1 protein-coding gene is annotated in these 671 nt (G+C 40.8%); it reads left to right on the forward strand.

The window, feature by feature from the left end; all coding sequences use genetic code 11:
- Nucleotides 1-671 (forward strand): type II secretion system F family protein (locus ACTHUR_RS14720; RefSeq protein ID WP_440399333.1); only part of this gene is annotated, 671 nt, incomplete at both ends.

Genomic DNA, 671 nt, shown 5'->3' on the forward strand with positions numbered 1-671 from the left:
GCACTGACGTACCCAATTTCTATTTTGGTCGTTGCAGTGGCATTGATCTTCGTGATGATGCGTTGGGTGCTGCCTGAGTTTGGTAAAGTTTACGAAAGCATGGGGGCGAAACTGCCTGACTTAACCCAAATTGTTATGGATATTTCCAAAATTTTTGTAGAATACGGATGGCTGATGATCGTTATCTTTATTGCCGTTTGTTTTGGTGTTTATAAATTACATGAAAAATCACCAAGTTTCCAAAAACGTATAGATGCAATGATTTTACGTTTACCAATTTTTGGTCAAATTGTCCGTAAAGCAACTATTGCTCGCTGGGCTCGTACCACTTCCACCTTGTTTGCAGCAGGCGTACCTTTGGTAGAGGTTTTAGATTCAGTAGCAGGTGCAGCTGGTAATATCCTTTATGAGGAGGCAACACAGGACATTCGTGCAAAAGTTACTCAGGGGCTTTCTTTAACTTCAAGTATGCAAAGTACGGATATGTTCCCCAATATGGTTATTCAAATGGCTGCTATTGGTGAAGAATCCGGCTCCCTTGATGATATGTTGAATAATGCTGCTGAATTTTACGAGGATGAAGTTGATAACTCTGTAGCACAATTATCCTCACTGATGGAACCCATTATTATGGTTATTTTAGGCACCATCATCGGCACACTGTTGGTAGC

The organism is Neisseria sp. P0021.S007 (assembly GCF_051956855.1).